Below are 25,975 nucleotides of genomic sequence, written 5' to 3' on the forward strand. Positions count from 1 at the left end.
AGATAAGGACACTCGTGGCTAATAACACTCGTGCCCGCCGTAAGGTTCGCCTTTCGCGAGCCCTCGGCCTTGCTCTGACTCCTAAAGCTGAAAAGTACATGGAGCGTCGTCCCTACGGTCCGGGCCAGCACGGCCGTGCCCGCAAGAAGCAGGACAGCGATTACGCAGTACGTCTGCGCGAAAAGCAGCGTCTGCGCGCCCAGTACGGCATCCGCGAAGCACAGATGACTCGTGCCTTCGAAGAAGCCAAGCGCACCGCAGGCCAGACCGGTGAAAACCTGGTCGCCCTGTTGGAAATGCGTCTGGACGCCTTGGTTCTGCGTGCAGGCTTCGCCCGCACCATCGCCCAGGCTCGCCAGCTGGTTGTACACCGCCACATCCTGGTCAACGGCCAGCGCGTGGACCGTCCGTCGTACCGCGTGGCCGAGGGTCAGCTGATCCACGTTCACGAGCGTAGCGAAAAGATGGGCCCGTTCCAGATCGCCGCTGCCGGCGCTCACCGCGACGTGCTCCCCGCCGTTCCGGCTTACCTGGACGTCAAGCTTGAAGCCCTTCAGGCCAAGCTCGTTCGCAAGCCGAAGCGCTCCGAGGTTCCCGTAACCTGCGAAGAGAACCTCGTCGTCGAGTACTACGCACGCTAAATCCGTCGGGTTCACGCCCAACGAATCAAGTTTGCAACACGAAGCCCGTGGCACCTGTGCCGCGGGCTTCGTGCTACCCGGCGAGTCTCGTTTCCGTACCGCCGCTCCTGATTCGGTAAGGTGGAAAAGCACACGTCCCCAACCGAAGAGGAAAAGCACATGACAGGGTCGGATATCGCCGGACTCATCGCAGCGGGCGTCTTCGCCGTATTGGTGGCATTGCTCGCCATCCCCATCTGGAAGCTCGGCAAGGTATTTGACGAGTTGCGTGCAGCAGTTCGGGAAGTTTCCGACGGAACCACACCGCTGCTCACCGAGGTCACCAGCACCGTGGCGACCACCAACGATCAGCTCCGCAAGGTTGATGGCATCACCACACACGTCAGCGACGCATCGGCCAACATCAGCGCGCTGTCCTCACTGACCGCGGCCACCGTGGGCCGTCCGCTGATCAAGGTAGCGGCCTTCACCGCCGGAGTCCGCTCCGTCTTGGAAGCCCGGCCGAGCGGCAAGGGACGTCGATCGCGCTAATTCAGCGCAACGCACGTTGAGAATATCCACCACATGAGGAATCCGCAGATGAAGAAACTATTCTGGGTCGGTATCGGCATTGGCGTCGGAGTACTGGCCGCCCGAAAGCTCGGCCAAGCCAAAGACCTAGCCAGCGCCGACGGACTGAACCGCACCGTGGGCCGCATGAGCGACTCATTGCACGAACTTGCCGAGGCTTTTCGCACCGGTATGAATGAACGTGAAACAGAATTACGGCAGGCTCTGGGCCTCGATGAGACGTCCGGCCCCGGCCACCACTAAACTAATTGACGTGGCAGATGATTTTGGGTGCAGCGTTTCGACGCAAAGCCCGCAACACGCGGCCTCCTAGCCCAGAGGGCACGGAGGATCTGTACCGCACAGCCACAGCTAAGCAAAGCGCCCGTAAGCTTGAAGGGATCGAAGAGGAACGATGAAATCGCAGGAAATTGCACGCCGGTGGGTCGACTACTTTGAGTCGAAGGGCCACACCGCTGTACCCAGCGCCTCGCTGGTCTCCTCCGACCCGTCGCTGCTGTTCACCGTCGCCGGTATGGTGCCGTTCATTCCGTACCTGACCGCCCGCGAAGAACCACCGTTCAACCGCGCCACCTCCGTCCAGAAGTGCATCCGCACCGGTGATATTGAAGAGGTTGGCAAGACGGTTCGCCACGGCACCTTCTTCCAAATGTGCGGCAACTTCTCTTTTGGTGACTACTTCAAGGAAGGCGCGATTTCTTACGCATGGGAACTGCTGACCAGCTCCCTCGAAGAGGGCGGATTCGGGCTGCCGGCCGAGAAGCTATGGATCACCGTTTACCACGAAGATACCGAAGCCCTGGAAATCTGGCGCGACAAGATCGGCGTTCCCGCTGACCGCATCCAGAAGCTCGGCAAGGCCGATAACTACTGGTCCACGGGCCAGCCCGGTCCGGCAGGCCCGTGCTCGGAAATTTTCTATGACCGCGGACCCCAGTACGGTATCGAGGGCGGCCCGGAGGCCGATGACACTCGCTACATTGAGATCTGGAACCTCGTGTTCATGCAGTACCAGCGTGGCGAAGGAACCGGCAAGGACAGCTTCGAAATTCTTGGCGAACTGCCCAAGAAGAACATCGATACCGGTCTTGGCCTCGAACGTCTAGCCATGATCCTGCAGGGCGTCGAGAACATGTACGAGACCGACCAGGTCCGTCCGGTGCTCGACAAGGCCGCCGAGCTTTCCGGCAAGGCCTACAGCTCCACCGAGGACCCCGCAGATCCGAACCACGCCAACGACGTGCGTATGCGCATGGTTGCTGACCACATTCGTTCCTCGTTGATGCTCATTTCCGATGGGGTTTCACCGGGTAACGAGGGCCGCGGCTACGTACTGCGCCGTCTGATCCGCCGTGCCGTGCGCGCCATGCGCCTGATGGGCGTCGAAAACGCAGTACTTCCGGATCTTCTGCCGGTCTCCCGCGACGCCATGAAAGGCGTCTACCCGATCGTTGATACCGATTTTGAGCGCATCGCTCGCATCGCGTACGCCGAAGAGCGCGCCTTCCTGCGCACCATCGCCTCGGGCACCACCCGGCTGGAAGAAGCCCTCGAGGTTTCCAAGGCCGCCGGTGGCTCGCTCTCGGGCGAAGACGCCTTTGCCCTGCATGACACCTTCGGTTTCCCGATCGACCTCACGCTGGAAATTGCCGCCGAGGCCGGTTTGGCCGTTGACGAGTCCAAGTTCCGTGAACTGATGACCGAACAGCGCACCCGTGCGCAGAAGGACGCCAAGTCCAAGAAGGCCGGCCACGCCGACCTGACGGTCTTCACTCAGCTGCATGACGCCGGCGATGTCATTTTCACCGGCTATGAGGAACTTTCCAGCGAATCCACCGTGCGCGGCATCGTGCACAACGGATCGTTGGTTGACGTTGCCGAGCAGGGACAGCAGATTGAACTCGTGCTCAACGAAACTCCCTTCTACGCCGAGGCGGGTGGACAGGCCGGCGACGTCGGACTGATCACCGGTGACGGTTTTGTGCTGGAAGTCTTGGATGTTCAGGCTCCGATCCGCGGGCTCAACGTTCACCAGGTCATTGTTCGCGAAGGCGAACTTCCCGCCGGCGCCGCAGTACTGGCCGAGGTTGATAAGGTTCGTCGTCACTCGGGGGAGCAGGCGCACTCCGCCACTCACCTGGTGCACGCCGCGCTGCACGAGATTCTGGGCCCGGACGCATTGCAGTCCGGTTCGTTCAACAAGGCCGGATACCTGCGCTTCGACTTCTCTTGGTCCGAAGCACTTTCCAATGCTGCCCGTAACGAGATCGAAGAGGTGGTGAACCTGGCTATCCGCAACAACCACCAGGTCACTACCAACGTCATGCCGCTGGCCGAGGCTCGCGCCATGGGCGCCATGAGCCTCTTCGGTGAAAAGTACGGCAAGTCCGTACGCATGGTGGAAATCAACGATGCCTGGAGCCGCGAGCTCTGCGGTGGTACTCACGTATCTGCCACCGCCCAGGTTGGCTCGCTGACCCTGCTGGGTGAAGCTTCGGTCGGTTCGGGAAACCGTCGCATCGAGGCCCTGGTGGGGATGGAAGCCTTCCGCCACGGTGCAGCCGAGCGCGCGCTGGTCTCCGAGCTGTCTTCAATGTTCAAGGTCCCCGCGGCTCAGTTGAACGAACGAATCACCGACACCGTTGCGAAGCTACGTCACGCCGAGCGCGAGATCGACAAGCTCCGCAGTGCGCAGCTTGCAGCTCAGGCCGGCACGCTGGTGGCCTCGGCCCGCGAGGTCAATGGGATCAAGGTACTGGCCCACGATGTTGGCGAAGTTCCTTCGGCCGAAGCCTTGCGGACCCTGGCTCTGGACCTGCGTGATCGTTTGGGTTCAACTGCCTCGACCGTCGCCTTGACCGGTGCTTCAAATGGTCGCCCATTGGTGCTTGTTGCCACCAATGATGAGGCCCGCACCAAGGGAGCCAAGGCCGGCGCCTTGGTTCGCACCGCCGCCAAGATTCTTGGCGGCGGCGGCGGCGGTAAAGATGATGTGGCTCAGGGCGGCGGTCAGGATGTTTCCAAGACCGCCGAAGCCCTTGAAGCCATGGTCCGTTCGATCCAGGAGCTGTCATAGCCTCGGGGATTGGGTCATTGACACCGAGCAGCATTCCGCGTCCCGGAGTGCTGCTCGGTGTTGACGTGGGTATGGCCCGCGTCGGTGTTGCATCCAGTGACCCCAGCGGGGTGCTTGCCACCCCGGTTAAGACGCTGAAACGCGACGCTAAAAAGGCCAGCGACATCTCCGTACTGGTGAAGCTGGCCGCCGAGCTAGAAGTGTCACAAATTTTTGTGGGACTACCTCGTTCCATGTCGGGCGGGGAAACCGCTTCAACCACCATGGCCCGTGATTATGCCCGCGACTTGGCAAAATCGCTGGCCCGCGGCGGAGTTGAGACCGAAGTGCGCTTGGTTGATGAACGACTGACCACCGTCAGCGCTCACCGATCGCTCCACGCGGCCGGTCTTGATGGGCGCAAACACCGGGCAGTTGTTGATCAAGTAGCTGCGGTGGAGATTCTCCAGCAGGTGCTCGAAATGATTCGCCATGGTCAGTCCTCGCCCGGTCAATTGGCCACCGCAGACGACGCCGGAATGAACGATGAAGGCTGAGCCCGGCCGTTTTGCCGATTCCAGCATGGCGGACGCGCCACTTCACGACGCAGATGTCCCGCGCGATAGTTCGCCTGTGAGCTACGATCGCAAGACATCTCATTCGGCTGAAGAAGTGGGCACTCATCGCCCCTCGGCTACTACGTTGCCTGCGGGCAAGGGAGAAAACCGCATGACAAACGAGTCGTCCATCGATTCACCACGCCGCGATTCTGCGCCTTCACCTCGGCGCGCCGCGCGTGCGGCACGAGAAAAGGCCGAAAGCGAACGTTCTGCTGCTCAAGCTGAACAGCCAACGGCCCGCCCAGAAGACTCTGCGGTGCAGGACCATTCGGCTCCTGCACGCCATGGATCAGCAACTCACCACGCTCCGAATCCAGGCGACTCCGCAAAGGTTGACGATGCACAGTCTGTTGCCGCTGCCAAAGCGGCCGCCGAGGAAGCCAAGGCTGCAGAAGCGACCGAGGCTGCCGAGAAGCTTCGCCTCGAGGCAGCTGCCGGTGCGCGCGCCGATGCGTTGGATGCGGCTCAGCGAGCCCGAACCCAAAGTGCTCAGAGGGCGCGCACCGAAGCCATTGAGGCCCAGCGCGCTGCTGCCGAACGAGTTCGCCAGACCTTGCGAGCCAATGCTGCTCCACTGCGCGATAGGTCACGAGCTGCTCGTAGTGCGGTCAGCCCTGATTCTTCCCTAGAAACCACATCGGGTTCCTTGAACGGTGGTGAATCGCGTCGCAGTGCAGCGAATCCGGCAGCGCGGCGCTCCCAGCCTCGTAGAGCCTCCGACGCACCGTTTGATCAGAATGCTGATCAGCACCAGTCACGCTACGTGGTTGAACCCCAGACTCCACAGCGAGCAGCACCAGTCGCGCCCGCTCCCATTGAGTCTCAACCGACAGCCGCTGAACAGGCGCCCGTTGAGGCTCCGGCGAAGGTAACGCCGCCGGACGCAAAGGCTACTGTAGCTCCGGCGCCGAAGGCAGTCCCAGCGCAGAAGGTAGTTCCTGCCCCAAAGGCTGCAGAAGCACCGGCCAAGGCAACTTCGCCCGCCCCGAAGGCAGAACCAGTGGCCAAGCCGGCCACAGAAGCTCCCACGAAGGCAACCCCGCCAGCGCCCAAAGCCGCGCCGGCACCCACGGCGCCCGTTGATGCCCCAGCGAAGGCAACTCCGCCGGCACCCGAACCCAAAGCCGCTGCAGAAGCTCCGGCAAAGGCGACACCGCCGGTGCCCAAGGCCCAACCGGCGCCCCAAGCGGCCGCAGTAGCTCCCACGAAGGCAACCGAAGCTGCGCCGAAGGCAACTGAGGCACCCAAGTCAACCGAAGCAGCCCCGGCTAAGGCGACACCGCCAGCGGCGAAGGCAGCACCGGCTCCCAAGCCCGCAGCCAAGCCCGCTGCAAAAGCTCAGGCTAAGCCGAGCCAGGCTGCTCCCCAGGAAGCACCCGCAGTCAAGACGGCAGCAGAAGCTCCCGCGAAGGCTACGCCGCAGGCGCCAAAGACTGCTACAACTACTGCCAAGACTCCACCACCGGCTGCCACCCCAGCGATGCCATCGACTCCGCCAGTTCCCCAGAAGCCGCAGTCCACGCCGGCCACTGAGTCTGAGGTTGCACCCGAGGGCGGCCGCGATCTAACGCAAGATCATGTGGACGCCGAGCTGGCTTATGTTGGTGCCGGTTCCGGCGACTCGCAGGATTCCGCCGGGTTCACCGTGCCCGCAGCAACCGAATCGCAAATAGATTACGTCCCCCATGTGAATTGGGAACCGACCGGCGATCAGAGCCAGGGTCGCGAAAACCTCTTCTTGATGACCTCCGGCATCGACCGCAAGGCCCGCAAGGAGAGACTGCGCCGACGGAACTGGATCATCTCCGTGGTGGTGCTGGCCTTCTGTGCCGTGATCTTTGGTGTCGTGCTCTTCTTGGGCGGAATCGTTGAACGGTTGAACCCCTCGGACTTCGAGGGTCCCGGAGGCACGGCTGTTTCCTTTGAGGTCAAACCCGGCCAGGGTCCGGCAGCCATCGCCAATGAACTGGTAGACAAGAAGATCGTCGCCAGCGACAAGCTTTTCTTGGAGTCAATTCAGCTGGTGGATGCCCCGAGCCGTGAGATCCATCCGGGCACCTACGAACTTCGCGAGGAAATGCCTGCGCTTGATGCAGCAACGATTCTTATCGGCGAAGCCGCGGCCAAGGTTTCCTATGTGGCCATCAAGGAAAACACCCGCATGGGCACGGTCATCACGGATGTTGCCACGGCCACCGGGCTCTCCGAGACCGAACTCGGTGTCCTGGTAGAGGATCCGAGCGCCTTTGGACTCCCCAAATCCGTGGCCGACCTTGAAGGTTACCTGCACCCGGGGGAGTACCGCTTCCCGGTGGACGCCGATGCCAAGACGGTCCTGAAGACCATGGTTGATACAACCCTCAAGACCTTGACCGATGCCGGGATCACCGACCCCGAGCAGCAATATCACGTGCTCAAGGTCGCTTCCATCCTGCAGGCGGAGGCCCGTCCCAACGATTACGCCACCGTGGCCGGGGCGCTGGAAAACCGCTTGCGGGAGGGCAATACCGAGACCGCGGGGCTGCTCCAGGTTGACTCCTCCGTCATCTATGGCCTGGACCGTTACACCTTGCACTTCACGCCGAAGGAAAAGGCCGACGCGGGCAACGCCTACAACACCTATGTGCATCCGGGCCTGCCCCCAACGCCCATCGGCTCTCCCGGCAGTGGTGCCATCACGGCTGCGGCTCATCCGGAGGCCAATGACTTCTACTACTGGGTCACGGTGAACGCCAATACCGGTGAAACGAAGTTCGCCAAGACCTATGCCGAGCACCGGGTGAACCAGAACGAGTTCCGCACCTGGTGTGCAGCGAACACGGACGTGTGTAAGTGATCGCAGCCGCGGCGCAGCCAACGGCAAACGCCACTAGAGGTGCCCGGGCAGCTGTGCTTGGCCACCCGATCGGGCACTCCCGGTCCCCGTTGCTGCATTCGACGGCCTACCGGGCCATGGGCGTGAGCATCGACTACACGGCGATCGACATCGAGCCCGACGAGGCCGCAGCCTTCGCCGCACGGTTACGCACCGAACCCGAATGGGTGGGTGTATCGGTGACCATGCCGATGAAGGACGCGCTGATTCCGTACATGGACGAGCTCTCGGAGCGGGTCCAGCGACTCGGCGCGTTGAACACCGTGCTGGTGCGCCGCACCGCCGACGGTGTGCGCCTGATGGGGCACAATACCGATGTGGATGGCATTGTGCGCTCCCTGACTCCGGCTCTGCGCGCGCAGGACGACGTCATGGTGACCGGTACTGCGCGTCGCGCCGCGATTTTGGGTGCGGGGAATACCGCCTTGGCGGCTCTCGAAGCGTGCGCAGACCTTGGCTTCACCCATGTGGATCTCATCGTCCGTAACCCGGAGCGGGCGACAGCAGCTCAGGGGCTGGCGACTGAGCTGGGACTGAGCTGCGAAACCATTTCCGCGAAAGCAGCGGGGGCGCGATTGCGCGATTATGCGGCAGTTATTTCTACTCTCCCCGCACGTGCCGCAGATGGTCTCATGGCCCAGCTCGGGCTCACCGGCTCAGCCGGGATCTTGGCCCCGGGTGCGGTGCTGTTGGATGTCGCCTATGACCCCTGGCCCTCGGCGATCGCGAGTGCTTGGCACGACGCGGGCGGCACCGTGGTCTCCGGGATGCTGATGCTGGTGCACCAGGGTGTGGAACAAGTCAAAATGTTTAGCGGTGTCAAAGTCGCCGATTGGAAGCACGTCACAAATGTGATGTGCGACGCAGTGGGGCTATCTCGACCCTAATCGGGACACTGGTACATGGCAGGATGGAGTGCATGTTGCGTTGGTTGACGGCGGGCGAATCACACGGCCCCGCATTGGTTGGAATTATCGAGGGACTGCCCGCGGGCATCTCTATCTCTTCTCAGGACGTCCGCGATGCTCTCGCGCGCCGGCGTCTGGGGTATGGCCGCGGTGCCCGGATGAAGTTTGAGCAGGATGCTGTCTCCTTCATCGGTGGAGTTCGCCACGGATTGACCCAGGGTGGCCCGGTGGCCGTTGAGGTGGGTAACACCGAGTGGCCGAAGTGGGACAAGGTCATGAACCCCGATGCCGTAGATCCCGAGGAGCTGGCCTCGATGGCGCGCAATGCGCCGCTGACCCGCCCGCGTCCAGGACACGCAGACTTCACCGGCATGCAGAAGTACGGGTTCGACGATGCTCGCCCCGTGCTGGAGCGTGCCTCCGCCCGCGAGACCGCCGCCCGCGTGGCGCTGGGCTCGGTGGCCTCAAACTTCCTGGCCCAGCTGGGCGTCCAGCTGGTCTCCCACACCGTTGCCGTGGGTACGGTCTCCGCTCCGGAAAACGGTGCCCTGCCCACAGCCGCTGATGTTTTGGCCCTGGATGCCGACCCGCTGCGCTGCTTCGACAATGAGACCTCTGCTGCCATGGTGGCCGAGGTGGACGCCGCCCACAAGGAGGGTGAAACTCTCGGCGGCATCGTTGAGGTGCTGGCCTACAACCTTCCCCCCGGTCTTGGCTCCTACGTCCACTGGGACCGTCGTTTGGACGCCCGGCTGGCCGGTGCCCTCATGGGAATTCAGGCCATCAAGGGCGTGGAGGTCGGCGACGGCTTCCTCACCGCCGCGCGCCGAGGATCGGCGGCACACGATGAAATCGTGCGCGGCGACGACGGCGTGATCGACCGCTCGGGCAATAAGGCCGGCGGCATCGAAGGCGGCATGAGCATCGGAGATGTGTTGCGCGTCCGCGCAGCCATGAAGCCGATCGCTACCGTGCCCCGCGCACTGCGCACCATCGATACCTCCACGGGTGAAGAAACCACCGCCCACCACCAGCGCTCGGACGTCTGTGCCGTTCCGGCAGCGGGTGTGGTCGCCGAGGCCATGGTCGCCCTAGTGCTGGCGCAGGCCATGTTGGAGAAGTTCGGCGGCGATTCACTGAGCGAGGTCAAGCGCAACATCGCCTCCTACCTCGACGCCATTCCGGCAAATTTGGACTCGGTCCGCCGTTCATGAGCGCTCCGATCTTCCTGATCGGACCGATGGCCAGCGGCAAAAGTGCCGTCGGAGCCCTAGTGGCTGCCCTTTTGGGCACGGAACTGATCGATACCGACGCGCGGGTGGTGGCCGCCCACGGGGATATCCCCAGCATCTTTGCCGCCGGCGGTGAGCCGCGTTTTCGCGCCCTTGAGGCGCAGGTCTTGAGTGACGCAGTCAAAGAATGGCCCACATCCGGACCCCCGGCGGTCATTGCCACCGGGGGAGGGGCGGTACTAGCGGCGGCCAACCGCGAGATTATCGCCCGCGGCTTCTGCGTCTACCTGTTCACCGACGCGCTTACCGTGGCGCCACGCATCGGGGCCGACACGACCCGTCCGCTGCTGGGAGGCACACCGCTGGAATCGTGGAAGCAAATCTTTGCCACCCGCAGCGAAACCTACGAGTCCATGGCCACCCTACGCATCGACACTCGCGCGAAGACCCCGGCGCAAATCGCCGAGTTGATACTCACTGCATACAGTGATGCCGAACACTGAAACCCCCTCTAGCGTGCCGCAACACGTACGATTGAGGACAGCGACGGAAGCAATGAAGCGTCCAACGCCAGGCTTGTAGTCAATCCGGACAACATGGTTGACGCGTTTTCACCCCCGCACCCCTAGCCCGCAGCCACACCCGAACATCGGTGTGCTGCGGTGGTGCGCTACGCAGCATTTGGAGGATCCAACGATGAACCCCGCACCCACGACGATCTCCGTCACCGGCTCGGCCCCCGCCGAGAACTATGACGTCATCGTCGGCAATGGCCTGTTGGGCCGCCTGCCCGCGCTCTTGGGCGAGCGCGTGCGGAAGGTACTAATCATCCTTCCCCGCGCCCTGCGTGCCACCGGCGACATCGTTAAGGAAGAACTTGATGCCGCCGGATACGGCGCGATGATCGCCGAGATCCCCGATGCCGAAGAGGGCAAGCACATCGAGGTGGCGTCCTTCTGCTGGCAGGTGCTGGGCAAAAATGACTTCACCCGTTCGGACGCCATCGTGGCCGTTGGCGGCGGCGCCGTCACCGACCTCGCCGGCTTTGTTGCAGCCACCTGGCTGCGCGGCGTGAAGATCGTGCACCTGCCCACCTCATTGCTGGGCATGGTTGATGCCTCCGTGGGCGGTAAAACGGGCATCAACACCGCTGAAGGCAAAAACCTTGTTGGTGCCTTCTTCCCACCGGCCGGTGTCCTGGTTGACCTGGACACCCTGGCCACGCTGCCCAAGCATGAACTGGTCACCGGCATGGCAGAAATCATCAAGTGCGGCTTTATTGCCGATGAGCGCATCCTGGAACTGATCGAAGAAGATCCGGCCGATGCCACCGACGCAACCTCCCCACGCCTGCGTGAACTGATCGAACGCGCCATCGCCGTCAAGGCGAAGGTGGTCTCCAATGATCTGCGCGAGTCTGGCGAACGCGAATTCTTGAACTACGGGCACACCCTGGCTCACGCCATCGAGCTGGCCGAACGCTACTCGATTCGCCACGGTGCTGCCGTTTCCATCGGCATGGCCTTCGCCGCAGAACTTGGCCGCACCGTCGGTCGCACCCCCGACGCAGTGGCCGAACGTCACCTGGCCATCCTCAAGTCCCTGGGCTTGCCCACGACCTACCGTGGAGATCGCTGGCAGACCCTGCTAGACGGGATGCGCCGGGATAAGAAGTCCCGTGGTGACCTCTTGCGCTTTGTGGTGCTTGACGGCATCGGCCGCCCCAGCATCCTTGATGTTCCGGATACTTCCCTCTTGTTCGCCGCTTACCAGGAGATCGCAGAATGAGCACCGCTACCGATCTGGACCTGACCCACACCCAGGCACTGCTGCAGATTCCTGCTGGCGGACTGGCCAGCGAGCGTCACAACATTGAAACCGGCATCCCCGGTGTGCGGCTGAACCCCACCCTGATGCGCCACGAGATTTCCGATCCCGAACTGGCCGAGGCCGCACTGCGCAGCGGTGAACCCAGCTCCCAGGTGGTCATTCTCTTGGCCAAGGGTGAGCTGCGCGCCGCCAGCGAACTGGTCGCCGAGACCCGCTTCCTGCAGCCACAGAACTTTGCCATGCGGGTGCTTGATACCTCGCTGACTCGTGCCGCAGGAGATGCGCCGCGTGCCATCAACCGCCTGCGCGCGCTGATCACCGAGTTCAAGGGCACCGCCCACGAGGCGGTACTGCAGCAGCACCTGGGCTTCGCCTACGCGGAAAGCAGCGACCTGCTGGCCGCAGCCAACCGTTTCCGCGCCGCTCTTGATCTGCGCATCGCCTCCAACGCGGATCAGCACCTCATCGAGATGTCCCGCGCTTGCCTGGAATCCGTGCTTGATCACACCGCGAGTGTGGCCGCCGGCGCGGATACCCAGCACCCGGCGGCGGTTAATGCAGCCTCTTTGCACCCGGCACCGGCCACCAGCCAGTTGCCGGTTCAAGCACCGGCGGCGCACTGATTTACCCCGACGTCTGGCAAATCACCATGGCCGGGCACCGGAGCGCGCTCACGGGTGCGCTAAACTTAATCTTGGATTTTTGACAACAGCCTCAGGGAGGCCGCCTAGCGGTGGCTTTCGTCCGCCGGCGCTTCGTGCGCAACGCGGGCCGGCGCATACGGAAGAAGAGTAGATCGTGGCATCAACCACTGACATCAAGAACGGCCAGGTTCTCAAGATCGAGAACCAGCTCTGGACCATCATCGATTTCCAGCACGTCAAGCCGGGCAAGGGCGGCGCCTTCGTGCGCACCAAGATGCGTAACGTGCTCACCGGCAAGGTCGTCGATAAGACCTACAACGCCGGCGCCAAGATCGAGACCGCCACCGTTGATCGTCGCGATTACCAGTACCTGTACAAGGATGGTGAAGACTTCGTCTTCATGGATCTGAGCGATTACGACCAGATCACCGTTCCGGGCACCGTTGTTGGCGACCAGGCTGGCTACATGCTGGAAAACCAGAACGCCACCATCGCGATGCACGAGGGTTCCCCGCTGTACATCGAGCTGCCTTCTTCCGTGGTTCTGGAAATCACCTACACCGAGCCGGGCCTGCAGGGCGACCGTTCCTCGGCCGGCACCAAGCCAGCCACGCTGGAAACCGGTGTTGAGATTCAGGTGCCGCTCTTCGTTGAGCAGAACACCAAGGTCAAGGTTGACACCCGCACCGGCGATTACCTGGGGCGTGTCTCCTAGTGAGTGCCCGCGCCAAGGCCCGTCGCCGGGCACTTGACATCCTTTTTGAAGCAGAACAGCGCGATGTCTCGCCCCTGGCAGCCATGCGCCTACGCCGTGAAGCCACGGATATCACCATCAACGAATACACCGTGACCCTCATCGAAGGTGTCATGAGTGAGCTGGATCGGATCGATGAGATCCTTTCCTCCTACTCCAAGGGCTGGACCTTGGAGCGCATGCCGGCGGTCGACCGCACGGCACTGCGTATCGGTTCCTGGGAACTGCTTTATAACGACGATGTCCCCGATGGGGTAGCAGTTGCCGAGGCGGTTGCCCTGGTACGTGAGCTCTCCACCGACGAATCCCCGGAATTCGTTAATGGTTTGCTGGGACGTATCCAGCAAATGAAGCCGACGCTGCTGGCCTAGCCAGAACGTTTTGTTCTTGGGAGGTGTTGGTACCTGCGCATTGCGCACGTACCAACACCTCCCTTTTGTTTGCCCTAGAGTTTCCCGACGCGCCGAACGTACCAAAGGCACAGGGGAGACCCCGGCCCGTCTGTGAATTGTGGCACACTGGCAATCGTGGGTTGAAGTGCTATCAGCTAACGGTTCTTGAGCTCAGATCATTGCCACCCTTATGCGGATTCGATCCGGAGGAGACACGCTTTATGAAATGGCTCGAACGTTCACGATCCATCGCGGCACCGGGATTCAACCGGTGGCTCATCCCACCGGCAGCCCTGGCCGTGCACCTGTGCATCGGCCAGGCCTATGCCACCAGCGTCTACAAATCCTCACTCATCGGTCACTTCGAGGTCTCACAAACCGCCATCGGGATCATCTTCTCCATCGCCATTGTGATGCTGGGACTTTCTGCGGCCATCATGGGCACCTGGGTGGAACGCAGCGGGCCGCGCAAATCGATGTTTGTTGCCGCCTCCTTCTGGGGTGCTGGCTTCTTGGTGGGCGCCGCCGGCATCTTCACCGAACAGCTCTGGCTGCTCTACCTGGGCTACGGCGTCATCGGTGGCATCGGGCTCGGCATCGGCTACATTTCCCCGGTCTCCACGCTGATGAAGTGGTTCCCGGACCGCCCCGGAATGGCCACCGGTATGGCGATCATGGGTTTTGGTGGCGGCGCCCTGATCGCCTCACCGCTGTCCACCGCACTGCTGAAGAGATTTGATGGTTTTGACCCGCTGAGCGATGGCTCCGACTGGATTGCCAGCGGATCCTCGGTGGGCAAGTTGTTTATCACCCTGGGCGTGCTCTACTTCGCCGTGATGATGTACGGGGTGCTGAACATTCGGGTTCCGGCGCCCGGGTGGAAGCCACGGGGCTGGGATAGCACCAAGGTTAAGTCCTCCGCGATGGTCACCACCGGACAGGTTTCGGCGGCCAACGCCATCAAGACCAAGAGTTTCTGGTTGGTCTGGACAGCATTGTTCCTCAACGTCACTGCCGGCATCGGCATCCTAGAACAGGCCTCCCCGATGATCCAGGACTTCTTCCGCGGTGCGGACGGAAACTCTGCCGTGAATGCCGCCGTAGCAGCGGGCTTTGTCGGGTTGCTGTCCATCGGCAACATGGCCGGGCGCTTCATCTGGTCAAGCACCTCGGACGTGATCGGTCGCAAGCGCATCTACATGCTCTACCTCGGTGGTGGCGCGGTCTTCTACGTTGTGCTGGCCCTCTTCGGCGGCAGCTCGATGCTGCTGTTTGTCATGATGGCAGTGGTCATCATCAGCTTCTACGGTGGCTCCTTTGCCACCGCCCCGGCCTACCTCAAGGACCTCTTCGGCACCTTCCAGGTGGGCGCCATCCACGGCCGCCTGCTCACCGCGTGGTCAGCCGCAGGCATCGCCGGACCACTGATCGTTAACGGGTTACTTGATGCGCAGGGCAAACCCGGGACGATGGTGGCCCACAACTACCTTCCGGTCTTGCTGACCATGGTCGTGCTGCTGGTGATTGGCTTCTTGGCCACCACCCAGATACGAGCAGTGGATACCAAATTCCACGAACCCGAGGCCGATCTGGCCGATTCAACCTCGAAGGGAGCCTAGATGTCTCAGAACAGTGGAAATCTTGAACCCATCGATGCGGCAGGGGCTCACGACGTACAGGTAGACAGGGCCGTACTACGGCTGGTCTTCGGCTGGGCGCTGGTGGGAGTGCCGCTGGGCTATGGTGTGATCACCACGCTCTCGCGGGTAGCGCAGCTCTTCAATTAGCCCGACTTAGCGAGAACACAACAAGAGCGCGACACCACAGCGGTGCCACGCTCTTGTGTTGCTGCGAACTTTTAGCCGCGCGGTGATACCCCGCCGAGCAATTGCGCCCGCTGTTGGTGGGAATGATGCAACAAGGCCGTCTCTCGGGCCAGATCCGTGCCCGTTCCGTGGCCGGCAACAATGCGCTGGCGGACCGCGGCCAGATGCATCGCGGTGGAAGTGAAGGCCTTCATCTGCCGTTTTCGCCCAATTCCGGCGGCCCAGTGGCGGGCATGACGGCGGCCCGGGGCGGTGGCGAACATTTTCACCTCGGCGGCGGTGAACCAACCACTGTTCTGGTAGTCGGCCAGTCGTTGCTCGGTCAGTCGGCGTTCGGCGCGCTGAAGCAGCACCACGGCCACGATAAACGCGATAAACAGGGGCACCTGCAGCAGGAAGTAGAAGCTGAGGAAGTCGGTGAAGAAAATCCCGATGCCGCCATTCCAGAGGAAGTGACCGGCCATCGCCGGGATCAGTCCGAGCAATAGATACAGTGGCCAGCGCCCGCGTTGACCACGGCCGGCACATAGCCCTAAGGCAAATCCCGTCCATGCGGTGAACATGACATGCGCGAAGGGGGAGAAGAGCCCGCGGAGCACAAAGACGGTGGCCAGTTCCCCCGGCGCACTCGGGGAGAGGTAGCTGGAACCGAAGTACAGGATGTTCTCGGTGAAGGCGAAACCAGCCCCGACCATGCCACCATAAACAATGCCGTCGATGGGTCCATCAAAGTGGGCTCGATTGATCCAGAAGATCAGCAGTACCCCGGCACCCTTCACCAGTTCCTCCACGATGGGCGCCTGAACAACCGCCCCAAAGGTATCCATCTTCAAGGCACCCGCGGGGTCAAAAAATAGTTCGGTAAACACATCGCCAATCAATAGCGCTCCCGCCACCGATGTGCCAGCGCCCCAAAGCAGACCCAAGACCAGCAGGACACGTGGTTCCGGATCCCACCGATCCACCCAGCGCAGGCCGATCAGGCACAGGGCCAACGGGACCATGGCCAGAATGCCGAGCCAGAGCAGGGTCCCGGACCCGAAGGCGTCCGAGAGGAACCAGGTCACACCCAGCAGCACCACGGTACAGCCCAGCAGGGCAAGAATCACGCCTAGTCCGGCGCGCTGCTTAGCCCCCGCGGAGGCGGGCGCGAGATGCGGTACGGACAGGGCGCCGGGAGTGGCTCCGCGACCGGGAGCTAGAGTCCAGGGATCATTCGGTGGGGCGGAATCGGAGGGCTGAGGTGGGTGTGAGGTAACGCGCATGACTCAAATCTTACGTCGATGAGCCATTGTGATAATTTTGATGGTGCAAGTGCAACCTTTAAATTCCGTCCAGTGAGGCGGGGAAGGAGGCCGCAGATGAGCAACGAGCCAGAAAATGCCCGTGCCCTAGCGCCCGTCAGTGCCCGGATTGTCCTCTCTAGTGACGACATTGACCGGGTTATTACCCGCATCGCCCACGAAATCATCGAGGCAAACAAGGGGACAGCTGACCTCGTGCTGTTGGGGATTCCCTCCCGCGGCTTCCCGTTGGCCCAACGTCTGGCCCAGCGCATCGCAGCCACAGATCCGACGCTGGACCCGTCCGCCATCATCGGCCAGCTCGATGTCACCATGTACCGTGATGACCTTCGTCACTCCACCACCCGCACCCCGGTGCCCACCCGACTTCCGGCCACCGGCATCGACGGCAAGGTCGTTGTGCTGGTAGATGACGTGCTGTACTCCGGGCGCACCATCCGCGCCGCGCTTGACGCCATCGCCGATTTGGGCCGCCCGCGCATCGTTCGCCTGGCCGTCCTGGTAGACCGCGGCCACCGTGAACTTCCCATCCGCGCCGACCACGTGGGCAAGAACCTGCCGACCGCCACCACTGAGAAGGTTCGTGTGCACCTGAGTGAGGTTGATGGGGAAAATAACAACGAAGTCATCATCGAGGCCACCGCATGAAACACCTGCTCTCCACCCTTGACCTCTCGCGCGAAGACGCCATCCGGATCCTTGACATCGCCGAGGAAATGGCCGCTGTAGGCACCCGTGAGGTCAAAAAGCTTCCGGCCCTGCGCGGGCGCACGGTGGTGAACCTCTTTTTTGAGGACTCCACCCGCACCCGTATCTCCTTCGAGGCAGCGGCCAAGCGCCTGAGCGCCGATGTGATCAACTTTTCCGCGAAGGGCTCCTCGGTGTCCAAGGGCGAGTCGCTGAAGGACACCGCGCAGACTCTGCAGGCGATCGGCGCCGACGCCGTGGTCATCCGTCACGGCGCCTCCGGTGCCCCGGCCCGCCTGGCGGCCACCGACTGGATCGACGCCCCGGTGGTCAACGCCGGTGATGGCACCCATGAACACCCCACGCAAGCACTGCTTGACGCCTACACGCTGCGCACTCACTGGGCCGCAACGCATGGGAATTCCGCATTGGGCAGCGACCTGGCCGGGATGCGGGTCGCCATCGTGGGCGATATTCTGCACTCCCGCGTGGCCCGCTCCAACCTCTGGCTGCTGCGCACCCTAGGTGCCGAGGTCATCATGGTGGCGCCTCCCACGCTGCTGCCGCACGGTTCACACGCGTGGCCGTGCACCATCAGCTATGACCTCGACGCCACGCTGGCCGGTGGGGTTGATGCGGTGATGATGCTGCGTGTCCAAGGCGAACGCATGCACGACTCCTTCTTCCCCAACACCCGCGAGTACTCCCGGCTCTGGGGCTTTGATGACGCTCGACTGGCGGCACTTGATGCGCAGCCGGGATCCGAAACCATCATCATGCACCCGGGCCCGATGAACCGTGGATTAGAAATTTCCTCCGCCGCCGCCGACTCACCGCGCTCCACCGTGCTGGCCCAGGTGGCTAACGGTGTCGCGGTGCGCATGGCCGTGCTGTACCTGTTGCTATCGGGGGACCAGCAGCGTCCCGCCGGCCTCTAAAAAACTTGTCAAGAAATTGGAGTCACCCTTCATGAGCACTTCCACTACCGCTTATCTCATCCGCGGCGCCAAGCCACTGGGCGAAGAGCCCAGCGACATCCTGATTCAGGACGGATTGATCGTTGCCCTCGGCGCCGATGCAATCGCCCACGCCAGTGCCGCCACCGCCACTCTCATCGAGGCCGCCGGCCAGATTGCCTTGCCGGGCATGGTTGACCTGCACACCCACCTGCGTGAACCGGGCCGCGAAGACGCCGAAACCGTGGAAACCGGTACCCGCGCCGCGGCCATGGGCGGCTTCACCGCCGTGCACGCCATGGCCAACTCCAACCCGGTGGCAGATACCGCCGGCGTTGTGGAGCAGGTCTGGTCCCTCGGAAAGCGCTCCGGCTGGGTGGATGTGCGCCCGGTGGGTGCCGTCACCGTGGGTTTGGCCGGAAAGCAGCTCAGCGAGATTGGCGCGATGGCCGACTCCCGTGCCGGCGTGCGGGTGTTTTCCGATGACGGAATCTGCGTTCATGACCCGCTGATCATGCGCCGCGCACTGGAATACGTGAAGGCGTTTGACGGTGTGGTGGCTCAGCACGCTCAGGAACCACGGCTCACCGAGGGCGCCCAGATGAACGAGGGCGAAGTATCGGCGGTGCTCGGCTTGGCCGGATGGCCGGCCGTCGCCGAGGAATCGATCATCGCCCGCGATGTGCTCTTGGCCGAACACGTCGGATCCCGCCTGCACATCTGCCACGTTTCCACCGCCGGTTCGGTGGAGATCATCCGCTGGGCCAAGTCCCGCGGCGTGAATGTCACCGCCGAGGTCACCCCGCACCACCTGCTGCTCACCGATGAACTGGTCAAGAGCTACGACCCGGTCTTCAAGGTCAACCCGCCGCTACGCGCCGAATCCGATGTTTTGGCGCTGCGCGCCGGACTGGCCGATGGCACCATCGACATCATCGGCACCGACCACGCACCGCACCCCTCTGAAGCCAAGGAATGCGAGTGGGCGGCGGCAGCCATGGGCATGACCGGGTTGGAAACCGCACTCTCGGTGGTGCAGCACGCGATGATCGAGACCGGGCTGATTTCCTGGGCCGACTTCGCCCGCATTACCTCCACCACCCCGGCCGCCATCGGCCGCGTGAGCGATCAGGGCCGGGCACTGGCGGTCGGCGAACCGGCGAACATCACCCTGGTCGATGCCGATGCGCGCTGGATTGTTGACCCGTTTGCCATGGCCACCAAGGGCCGCAACTCCCCGTTTAAGGGACTCGAACTGCCGGGCAAGGTGCGCACCGTGTTCTTCCACGGTCACCCGACGGTGCTCGATGGGGCGCTGAACACCCCACGGATCACCGAGGGCGCATAAATGGGTGAATACACCGGGGCAGTGCTCATTACCCTCGCGGTGATCGTGGTGCTGATCGTCTTGATTGCGGTGGGCTGGCGTAATCGCCTGCGCCGCCAATCCGACGTGAGCGCGCCGCCGGAAATTCCCCTTGACGCCCACGGCGAGCCGGCACTCGGGGCAACGATCGGTGAACCCAGTGAGGGTCTCTACGTGTGCACCACCACCGCCGAAGACTGGCTGGACCGGATCGCCGCACACGCCCTGGGCATCCGCACCAATGCTCAGCTGTCCATTCACGAGGAGGGAGTGCTGCTGCTGCGCCGCGGCGCCCCGGATCTCTTCATTCCGCGTTCTGTGCTGAGCGGAGCATCACGCTCCGCGGGCATGGCCGGAAAATTTGTGGAGAAGGACGGACTGCTGATCCTGCACTGGATGCTGGGCAGCCAGGCCGTGGATACTGGCTTCCGCCCGCGCTACCACCAAGAACTCCCGGATCTGCTCACGCGCATTCTTGCGCTGAGCACCGGACACAACGAAACATCATCACCAGCCGAGAAAAAGGAAAACCAGTGACAGCAGTACAGGGAACCGAGCAAGCCCTCTTGGTGCTCGAAGATGGACGCGTTTTCCGTGGCCGTAGTTACGGCGCCATCGGCACCGCCTTGGGTGAAGCGGTCTTCTCCACCGGCATGTCCGGCTACCAGGAGACCCTCACCGATCCTTCCTACGCGGCGCAGATCATCGTGCAGACCTTCCCGCACATCGGTAATACCGGTGTGAACGACGAAGATGCCGAGTCCAAGCGCATCTGGGCCGCCGGTTATGTGGTCCGCGAGGCCGCCCGACGCCCCTCCAACTGGCGTTCACAGCGCACCCTGGATGAGGAATTGGTGACCTACGATGTTGTGGGCATCTCCCGCATCGACACCCGCGCACTGACCCGTCACCTGCGTGAGGCTGGGGCCATGAAGTCGGGCATCTTCTCCGGTACCGCCGCCGAGGCACCACTGGAAACGCTCATCAAGATCGTCAACGAGCAGCCCTCGATGGCCGGTGCGAATCTCTCCGAGCGCGTCTCGACCAAGGAAGCCTACGTGGTGGAGCCCAAGGATCACGGCTTCACCGGCGAGGTGGAATTCTCCATCGCCGCCATCGACCTGGGCATCAAGGCCATGACCCCGCAGCGTTTCGCCGAGCGCGGTGTGCGCGTGCACGTCTTGCCGTACAACGCCACACTCGAAACCATCACCGCCACCGGCGCCGACGGCGTATTTGTCTCCAACGGCCCCGGTGACCCGGCCACCGCCGCCACCCAGGTGGAGCTCGTGCGCTCGGTGCTGGATGCGAAGATCCCCTACTTCGGCATCTGCTTCGGCAACCAGATCCTGGGCCGCGCCCTGGGCTATGACACGTACAAGTTGGCCTTCGGTCACCGCGGCATTAACCAGCCGGTGCTGGACAAGGCCACCGGCACGGTGGAAATCACCAGCCAGAACCACGGTTTTGCCGTCGACGCACCCCGTGAGGGTGCCTCCATGGCGCCGCTGGATCGCTTTGGTCGCGTGGAGGTATCCCACCTCTCGCTGAACGATAACGTGGTTGAGGGCCTAGCCTGCCTGGACATCCCCGCCTTCTCCGTGCAGTACCACCCGGAGGCAGCGGCCGGACCGCACGACGCGTCCCACCTGTTCGACAGGTTCATCACCACCATGCGCGCGGCCAAGAACGCCCCCGCCACCACCGCAGATTCCACCCAGGGAGAGAAGTAAATGCCTAAGCGCGAAGACCTTAAATCGGTCCTGGTCATCGGCTCCGGTCCGATCGTCATCGGCCAGGCCGCCGAGTTTGATTACTCCGGCACCCAGGCCCTGCGAGTGCTCAAGGAGGAAGGCATCCGTGTCATCCTGGTGAACTCGAATCCCGCCACCATCATGACCGACCCGGAGTTCGCCGATGCCACCTACATCGAGCCGATCACTCCGGAGGTGGTGGAGAAGATCATCGCCAAGGAACGCCCCGACGCGATCCTGCCGACCCTGGGCGGCCAGACGGCCCTGAACACCGCCATCGCCCTGGATAAGGCCGGTGTGTTGGAAAAGTACAATGTCGAGCTGATCGGTGCGAACATCGCCGCCATCGAGCTCGGTGAGGACCGCGAGAAGTTCAAGGGCGTGGTGGAGCGCTGCGGCGCCGAATCGGCCAAGTCCGTCATCGTACACACCATGGACGAGGCCTTTGCCGCCGTGGAAATCCTGAACTACCCGGTCGTGGTCCGTCCCTCCTTCACCATGGGTGGACTGGGCTCGGGCATGGCGTATGACGCCACCGACCTGCGCCGCATCGCCGGGGCCGGCCTGCAGTACTCGCCCACCACCGAGGTGCTCCTGGAGGAGTCCATCCTGGGGTGGAAGGAGTACGAGCTGGAAATGATGCGCGACAAAAAAGACAACGTCGTGGTCATCTGCTCGATCGAGAACTTTGACCCGGTGGGGGTGCACACCGGCGACTCGATCACCGTGGCTCCGGCACTGACCCTGACCGACCGCGAATACCAGCGCCTGCGCGATATCTCCATCGCCGTGATCCGCGAAGTTGGAGTGGACACCGGTGGTTGCAACATCCAGTTCGCCATCGAGCCCGACACCGGACGCATCGTGGTCATTGAGATGAACCCGCGTGTTTCACGCTCCAGTGCACTGGCCTCCAAGGCCACCGGCTTCGCCATCGCCAAGATCGCCACCAAGCTCTCGCTGGGCTACACGCTGGATGAAATCCCCAACGACATCACGCTCAAGACCCCGGCCGCCTTCGAGCCGGCCCTTGACTACGTGGTCGTCAAGGTCCCGCGCTTCGCCTTTGAGAAGTTCCCGGCCGCCGATGCGACGCTGACCACCACCATGAAGTCGGTCGGCGAGGCCATGGCCATCGGTCGTAACTTCACCGAGGCCCTGCAGAAGGCCCTGCGCTCCCTGGAGCAGAAGGGTAGCGAGCTGGAGTTCAACACCCCGGCCGCCTCCGAGGTGGAGCCGCTGATCGCCGCCTCCGTCAAGGGTTCAACCTCACGGTTGTCCAATGTGCAGCGCGCGCTGCTCGGCGGCGCGTCCATCGAGCACATCTTCGAAGAGACCGGCATCGACCCCTGGTACCTCGATCAGCTCGCGCTGATCAATGAGACCGCCGCGATGATTCGTTCCAACCCGGATCTCAACGAAGAAGTCTTGCGCGAGGCCAAGCGTCACGGTTTCTCCGACGCTCAGATCGCCGCACTGACCAACAAGCCCGAGGCAGTGGTACGCGGGATCCGCCACGCACTGGGTGTGCGCCCGGTCTTCAAGACCGTTGATACTTGCGCCGCCGAGTTTGAGGCCTTCACCCCGTACCACTACTCCTCCTACGATGAGGAGACCGAGGTTCGTGCCCACGAGAAGCCCTCGGTGATCATCCTGGGTTCGGGCCCGAACCGTATTGGTCAGGGCATCGAGTTTGACTACTCCTGCGTGCACGCCACCATGGCGCTGCGGGCCGCCGGGTACGAGACCGTGATGGTGAACTGCAACCCGGAAACCGTCTCCACCGACTACGACGTCTCCACCCGCCTGTACTTTGAGCCGCTGACGCTCGAGGACGTGCTGGAGGTCATCCACGCCGAGGAATCCACCGGTGGGGTTTTGGGCGTCTTTGTGCAGCTCGGCGGGCAGACCCCGTTGAAGCTGGCGCAGGAATTGGCCAATGCCGGTGTGCCGATCCTCGGTACCTCCCCGGAGGCCATCGAGCTGGCCGAGCACCGCGGTGCCTTCCAGCGTGTGCTGGATGCCGGCGGACTCATCGCCCCGAAGAACGGCACCGCCGTCTCCTTCGATGAGGCCAAGCGCATCGCCGATGAGATCGGCTACCCGGTCCTGGTTCGTCCGAGCTATGTTTTGGGCGGCCGCGGCATGGAGATCGTGTACGACGAGGCCAACCTGGCTCGCTACATTCTCAACGCCACCGAAATCACCGCCGACCATCCGGTACTGGTGGACAGGTTCCTTGAGGACGCCATCGAGATCGACGTTGATGCCCTCTTCGACGGCACCGACCTCTACGTCGGCGGCATCATGGAGCACATCGAAGAGGCCGGCATTCACTCCGGTGACTCCGCCTGCGTGCTGCCTCCCATCACGCTGGGCAAGGATGTGCGTGACCGGGTGGTTGCTGCCACCCACGCCATCGCCGAGGGTGTTGGCGTGCGCGGACTGATCAACATCCAGTTCGCCCTGGCCTCGGATATCCTCTACGTGATCGAAGCCAACCCGCGCGCCAGCCGCACCGTGCCCTTCACCTCCAAGGCCACCGGCGTGCAGCTGGCCAAGGCCGCGGCGATGATCGGAGTGGGGGTCTCGATCGCCGATTTGCGCTCGGTACACCACATGCTGCCGGAATCCGGCGACGGAGCCAACCTGCCCGAGGGCGCACCGGTATCGGTGAAGGAAGCAGTCATGCCCTTCGCTCGCTTCCGCACCCCGGAGGGCAAGGTTGTTGACTCGCTGCTCGGCCCGGAAATGCGCTCCACCGGCGAGGTGATGGGCATCGACAAGTACTTCGACACCGCCTTCGCCAAGTCCCAGGCCGCGGCAAATAACCCGCTGCCCACCAGCGGCAAGGTCTTTGTCTCCGTGGCCAACAGCGACAAGCGCTCGATCGTGATCCCGGTCAAGCACCTCGCGGAGATGGGCTTCGAAATCCTCTCCACCGGTGGCACCGCCGAGGTTTTGCGCCGAAACGGCATCCCCTCCAGCGTGGTCCGCAAGGTCCGCGAGGGTTCGGCCGAGGGTGAGAGCAACATCGTCGATTTGATCACCAATGGTGATATCGCGATGATTCTGAACACCCCCTCGGGCGGCGAGGCACGTGGTGATGGTTACGAGATCCGCGCCGCGGCCGTCTCGGTAGGTACCCCGATCATCACCACCGTCGCCGAGTTCGGTGCAGCGATTCAGGCCATCGACGCCATGCGTCACTTTGAGTGGTCGGTCGCCTCGCTGCAGGAGCACGCGGTGACGCTGCGTGATGCCGGCATTGCCGAGGCAGCTGCCCTTGCTGCCGACACCAAGGCAGGCGCACGTGCCTAGCTCGGCGGTGCGAGCAGCAGCCGCCGCGTCCCGCGTGCCCTTCGGGGAGCGCCTGGCAGCGGCCATGAACAAGCACGGCCAGTTGTGTGTGGGCATCGACCCGCACCCCGCACTGCTGAGCTCCTGGGGCCTGAATGATGACGTGACGGGGCTGCGCAGCTTCTCCCTGACCGTGGTTGAGGCACTGGCGGGGCATGTTGCGGCCTTGAAGCCTCAGGTGGCGCTCTATGAGCGGCACGGTTCGCGTGGTCTGGCGGTGCTGGAGGAGACTTTGGCGCTGTGCGCCCAGGGACATGTGCTCTCGATTGCCGATGCCAAGCGCGGGGACATTGGCTCCACCATGGCCGCCTACGCGGATGCCTGGTTGGGCGAGGGCAGCCCGCTGGCTGCCGACGCCGTGACACTGAGCCCGTACCTGGGCTACGAGTCGCTGCGCCCGGCGCTGGATCTGGCTGCTGCCACCGGCCGTGGTGTGTTTGTGCTGGGGCTGACCTCCAACCCCGAGGGTGCCTCGGTCCAACACGTGGGCGGAAGCGCCTCGGTAGCCAAGGGTGTTATTCAGTCCGTGGGTGCCGAGAATGCCGGTGCACTACCGTTCGGTTCCACCGGACTGGTCATTGGTGCCACGGTGGGTTCGGCTCTGGAGAAGCTTGGTATTAACCTCGCCGCTTCCCACGCCCCGATCCTGGCTCCGGGACTCGGCGCACAGGGTGCCACGGGTGCGGACATGAAGGCCTCCTTTGGGGCGTTCTGGCCGCAGGTGCTGGGTACCTCGAGTCGCGATATCCTCAAGGCCGGGCCAACCGCCGCCGCCCTGTGTGATGCAGCGGCAGCCACTCGGGATTCATTGCTCTAACGAGTACCTCCGGGGCAACACCCCCGACATTTAGTGGTGGTCTCACGGCCCTCTTCCTCCCAAACTGGGGGATTGGGGCACGTGGGGCCACCATTTGTCTGTTTGGGGGTAAAGGTTTTGCTTCGGGGTGAAAACGTGCAATATCCAACACGAAGGTTCTGCCGAGCGTTGCCACGTAAGCCTCTGCAAGGGGGACCACTAATCGCGGTGAAATATCGAGGTGCTGGCTCGGTGGCCGTCAGGAACGTGCTGGTACTCATGCGAATTTCTCAGCCACCGCATCGCCGTCGGGTGGGGATCGCGGGCAAATTCCATCCATGTCGACCGAAAATGGGTTTGCGCAGGTGGGAGCACTTTCGCGTTTCAGGATCCCGGGTTCGGATG

Annotated in this window: 23 protein-coding genes; 22 read left to right on the top strand and 1 reads right to left on the bottom strand. The window is 63.1% G+C overall.

Annotated features, from left to right (window positions below; genetic code table 11):
* The first annotated feature begins 14 nt into the window (after positions 1-14).
* The 15 genes from rpsD to HED64_RS09030 all read left to right on the top strand — a co-directional run bounded on the left by rpsD (position 15) and on the right by HED64_RS09030 (position 15,308).
* Positions 15-641, top strand: coding sequence for a 30S ribosomal protein S4 (gene rpsD / locus HED64_RS08960; RefSeq protein WP_132363673.1), 627 nt, complete (start codon positions 15-17; stop codon positions 639-641).
* A 159-nt stretch (positions 642-800) separates the two neighbouring features.
* Positions 801-1,172 carry a DUF948 domain-containing protein gene (locus tag HED64_RS08965; RefSeq protein WP_132363675.1) on the top strand — a complete coding sequence of 124 codons (372 nt, stop codon included), beginning with the start codon at positions 801-803 and terminating at the stop codon, positions 1,170-1,172.
* Positions 1,173-1,220: 48 nt separating this feature from the next.
* Positions 1,221-1,454, top strand: a complete 234-nt coding sequence (locus tag HED64_RS08970) for a hypothetical protein (RefSeq protein WP_168151686.1) — start codon at positions 1,221-1,223, stop codon at positions 1,452-1,454.
* A 151-nt stretch (positions 1,455-1,605) separates the two neighbouring features.
* Entirely contained in the window at positions 1,606-4,287 is a 2,682-nt protein-coding gene (gene alaS / locus HED64_RS08975; RefSeq protein WP_168151687.1) for an alanine--tRNA ligase, read from the top strand.
* A gap of 17 nt (positions 4,288-4,304) precedes the next feature.
* Complete coding sequence (gene ruvX / locus HED64_RS08980) at positions 4,305-4,823, top strand: Holliday junction resolvase RuvX (RefSeq protein ID WP_168151688.1); 519 nt, start codon at positions 4,305-4,307, stop codon at positions 4,821-4,823.
* A gap of 172 nt (positions 4,824-4,995) precedes the next feature.
* Positions 4,996-7,722: an endolytic transglycosylase MltG gene (mltG, locus tag HED64_RS08985; RefSeq protein ID WP_168151689.1), complete on the top strand. Its 2,727-nt coding sequence runs from the start codon at positions 4,996-4,998 to the stop codon at positions 7,720-7,722.
* On the top strand, positions 7,719-8,648 hold the full coding sequence (locus tag HED64_RS08990) for a shikimate dehydrogenase family protein (protein WP_168151690.1): 930 nt from the start codon (positions 7,719-7,721) through the stop codon (positions 8,646-8,648). The genes mltG and HED64_RS08990 overlap by 4 nt, the downstream gene beginning before the upstream one ends.
* Before the next feature lie 32 nt (positions 8,649-8,680).
* A complete protein-coding gene (gene aroC, locus HED64_RS08995) occupies positions 8,681-9,883 on the top strand; it encodes a chorismate synthase (protein ID WP_168151691.1) in 1,203 nt (400 codons plus the stop codon).
* Positions 9,880-10,404, top strand: coding sequence for a shikimate kinase (locus HED64_RS09000; RefSeq protein WP_168151692.1), 525 nt, complete (start codon positions 9,880-9,882; stop codon positions 10,402-10,404). The genes aroC and HED64_RS09000 overlap by 4 nt, the downstream gene beginning before the upstream one ends.
* Positions 10,405-10,597: 193 nt before the next feature.
* Positions 10,598-11,689 carry a 3-dehydroquinate synthase gene (aroB, locus tag HED64_RS09005; protein ID WP_168151693.1) on the top strand — a complete coding sequence of 364 codons (1,092 nt, stop codon included), beginning with the start codon at positions 10,598-10,600 and terminating at the stop codon, positions 11,687-11,689.
* Positions 11,686-12,354, top strand: a complete 669-nt coding sequence (locus tag HED64_RS09010; RefSeq protein ID WP_168151694.1) for a hypothetical protein — start codon at positions 11,686-11,688, stop codon at positions 12,352-12,354. Before aroB ends, HED64_RS09010 begins: the two co-directional genes overlap by 4 nt.
* 175 nt (positions 12,355-12,529) lie before the next feature.
* On the top strand, positions 12,530-13,090 hold the full coding sequence (gene efp / locus HED64_RS09015) for an elongation factor P (protein ID WP_132363691.1): 561 nt from the start codon (positions 12,530-12,532) through the stop codon (positions 13,088-13,090).
* Entirely contained in the window at positions 13,090-13,500 is a 411-nt protein-coding gene (gene nusB, locus HED64_RS09020; protein ID WP_168151695.1) for a transcription antitermination factor NusB, read from the top strand. The genes efp and nusB overlap by 1 nt, the downstream gene beginning before the upstream one ends.
* A gap of 242 nt (positions 13,501-13,742) precedes the next feature.
* A complete protein-coding gene (locus tag HED64_RS09025) occupies positions 13,743-15,140 on the top strand; it encodes an OFA family MFS transporter (protein WP_168151696.1) in 1,398 nt (465 codons plus the stop codon).
* Entirely contained in the window at positions 15,141-15,308 is a 168-nt protein-coding gene (locus tag HED64_RS09030; RefSeq protein ID WP_168151489.1) for an MFS transporter small subunit, read from the top strand. It begins immediately after the preceding gene.
* A gap of 71 nt (positions 15,309-15,379) precedes the next feature.
* On the opposite strand, the gene HED64_RS09035 is transcribed toward HED64_RS09030, so the two are convergent.
* Entirely contained in the window at positions 15,380-16,612 is a 1,233-nt protein-coding gene (locus HED64_RS09035) for a PrsW family intramembrane metalloprotease (RefSeq protein ID WP_168151697.1), read from the bottom strand.
* A gap of 96 nt (positions 16,613-16,708) precedes the next feature.
* On the opposite strand from HED64_RS09035, the gene pyrR reads away from it, so the two are divergent.
* The 7 genes from pyrR to pyrF are packed head-to-tail and all read left to right on the top strand — an operon-like array spanning position 16,709 to position 25,591.
* Positions 16,709-17,299, top strand: coding sequence for a bifunctional pyr operon transcriptional regulator/uracil phosphoribosyltransferase PyrR (gene pyrR / locus HED64_RS09040; protein WP_168151698.1), 591 nt, complete (start codon positions 16,709-16,711; stop codon positions 17,297-17,299).
* Positions 17,296-18,276, top strand: a complete 981-nt coding sequence (locus HED64_RS09045; protein WP_168151699.1) for an aspartate carbamoyltransferase catalytic subunit — start codon at positions 17,296-17,298, stop codon at positions 18,274-18,276. Before pyrR ends, HED64_RS09045 begins: the two co-directional genes overlap by 4 nt.
* 31 nt (positions 18,277-18,307) lie before the next feature.
* On the top strand, positions 18,308-19,642 hold the full coding sequence (locus tag HED64_RS09050) for a dihydroorotase (RefSeq protein ID WP_168151700.1): 1,335 nt from the start codon (positions 18,308-18,310) through the stop codon (positions 19,640-19,642).
* Positions 19,643-20,197 (top strand): PH-like domain-containing protein, encoded by a 555-nt coding sequence (locus HED64_RS09055; RefSeq protein ID WP_168151701.1) that lies wholly within the window; start codon positions 19,643-19,645, stop codon positions 20,195-20,197.
* A complete protein-coding gene (carA, locus tag HED64_RS09060; RefSeq protein WP_342590687.1) occupies positions 20,194-21,393 on the top strand; it encodes a glutamine-hydrolyzing carbamoyl-phosphate synthase small subunit in 1,200 nt (399 codons plus the stop codon). The genes HED64_RS09055 and carA overlap by 4 nt, the downstream gene beginning before the upstream one ends.
* Positions 21,394-24,735: a carbamoyl-phosphate synthase large subunit gene (carB, locus tag HED64_RS09065; RefSeq protein WP_168151702.1), complete on the top strand. Its 3,342-nt coding sequence runs from the start codon at positions 21,394-21,396 to the stop codon at positions 24,733-24,735.
* Positions 24,728-25,591, top strand: a complete 864-nt coding sequence (gene pyrF, locus HED64_RS09070; RefSeq protein ID WP_342590688.1) for an orotidine-5'-phosphate decarboxylase — start codon at positions 24,728-24,730, stop codon at positions 25,589-25,591. The genes carB and pyrF overlap by 8 nt, the downstream gene beginning before the upstream one ends.
* The last annotated feature ends 384 nt before the right edge of the window (positions 25,592-25,975 follow it).

Source organism: Paeniglutamicibacter terrestris (assembly GCF_012271785.1).
In the GTDB taxonomy this organism is placed as follows: domain Bacteria; phylum Actinomycetota; class Actinomycetes; order Actinomycetales; family Micrococcaceae; genus Paeniglutamicibacter; species Paeniglutamicibacter terrestris.

Bases quoted from the DNA above. Each gene is read 5' to 3' on its own strand.
- HED64_RS08965 (WP_132363675.1), top strand. From the start codon at position 801: ATGACAGGGTCGGATATCGCCGGACTCATCGCAGCGGGCGTCTTCGCC.
- HED64_RS08970 (WP_168151686.1), top strand. From the start codon at position 1,221: ATGAAGAAACTATTCTGGGTCGGTATCGGCATTGGCGTCGGAGTACTG.
- alaS (WP_168151687.1), top strand. From the start codon at position 1,606: ATGAAATCGCAGGAAATTGCACGCCGGTGGGTCGACTACTTTGAGTCG.
- mltG (WP_168151689.1), top strand. From the start codon at position 4,996: ATGACAAACGAGTCGTCCATCGATTCACCACGCCGCGATTCTGCGCCT.
- aroC (WP_168151691.1), top strand. From the start codon at position 8,681: ATGTTGCGTTGGTTGACGGCGGGCGAATCACACGGCCCCGCATTGGTT.
- HED64_RS09000 (WP_168151692.1), top strand. From the start codon at position 9,880: ATGAGCGCTCCGATCTTCCTGATCGGACCGATGGCCAGCGGCAAAAGT.
- aroB (WP_168151693.1), top strand. From the start codon at position 10,598: ATGAACCCCGCACCCACGACGATCTCCGTCACCGGCTCGGCCCCCGCC.
- HED64_RS09010 (WP_168151694.1), top strand. From the start codon at position 11,686: ATGAGCACCGCTACCGATCTGGACCTGACCCACACCCAGGCACTGCTG.
- HED64_RS09025 (WP_168151696.1), top strand. From the start codon at position 13,743: ATGAAATGGCTCGAACGTTCACGATCCATCGCGGCACCGGGATTCAAC.
- HED64_RS09030 (WP_168151489.1), top strand. From the start codon at position 15,141: ATGTCTCAGAACAGTGGAAATCTTGAACCCATCGATGCGGCAGGGGCT.
- HED64_RS09035 (WP_168151697.1), bottom strand. From the start codon at position 16,612: ATGCGCGTTACCTCACACCCACCTCAGCCCTCCGATTCCGCCCCACCG.
- pyrR (WP_168151698.1), top strand. From the start codon at position 16,709: ATGAGCAACGAGCCAGAAAATGCCCGTGCCCTAGCGCCCGTCAGTGCC.
- HED64_RS09045 (WP_168151699.1), top strand. From the start codon at position 17,296: ATGAAACACCTGCTCTCCACCCTTGACCTCTCGCGCGAAGACGCCATC.
- HED64_RS09050 (WP_168151700.1), top strand. From the start codon at position 18,308: ATGAGCACTTCCACTACCGCTTATCTCATCCGCGGCGCCAAGCCACTG.
- HED64_RS09055 (WP_168151701.1), top strand. From the start codon at position 19,643: ATGGGTGAATACACCGGGGCAGTGCTCATTACCCTCGCGGTGATCGTG.
- carB (WP_168151702.1), top strand. From the start codon at position 21,394: ATGCCTAAGCGCGAAGACCTTAAATCGGTCCTGGTCATCGGCTCCGGT.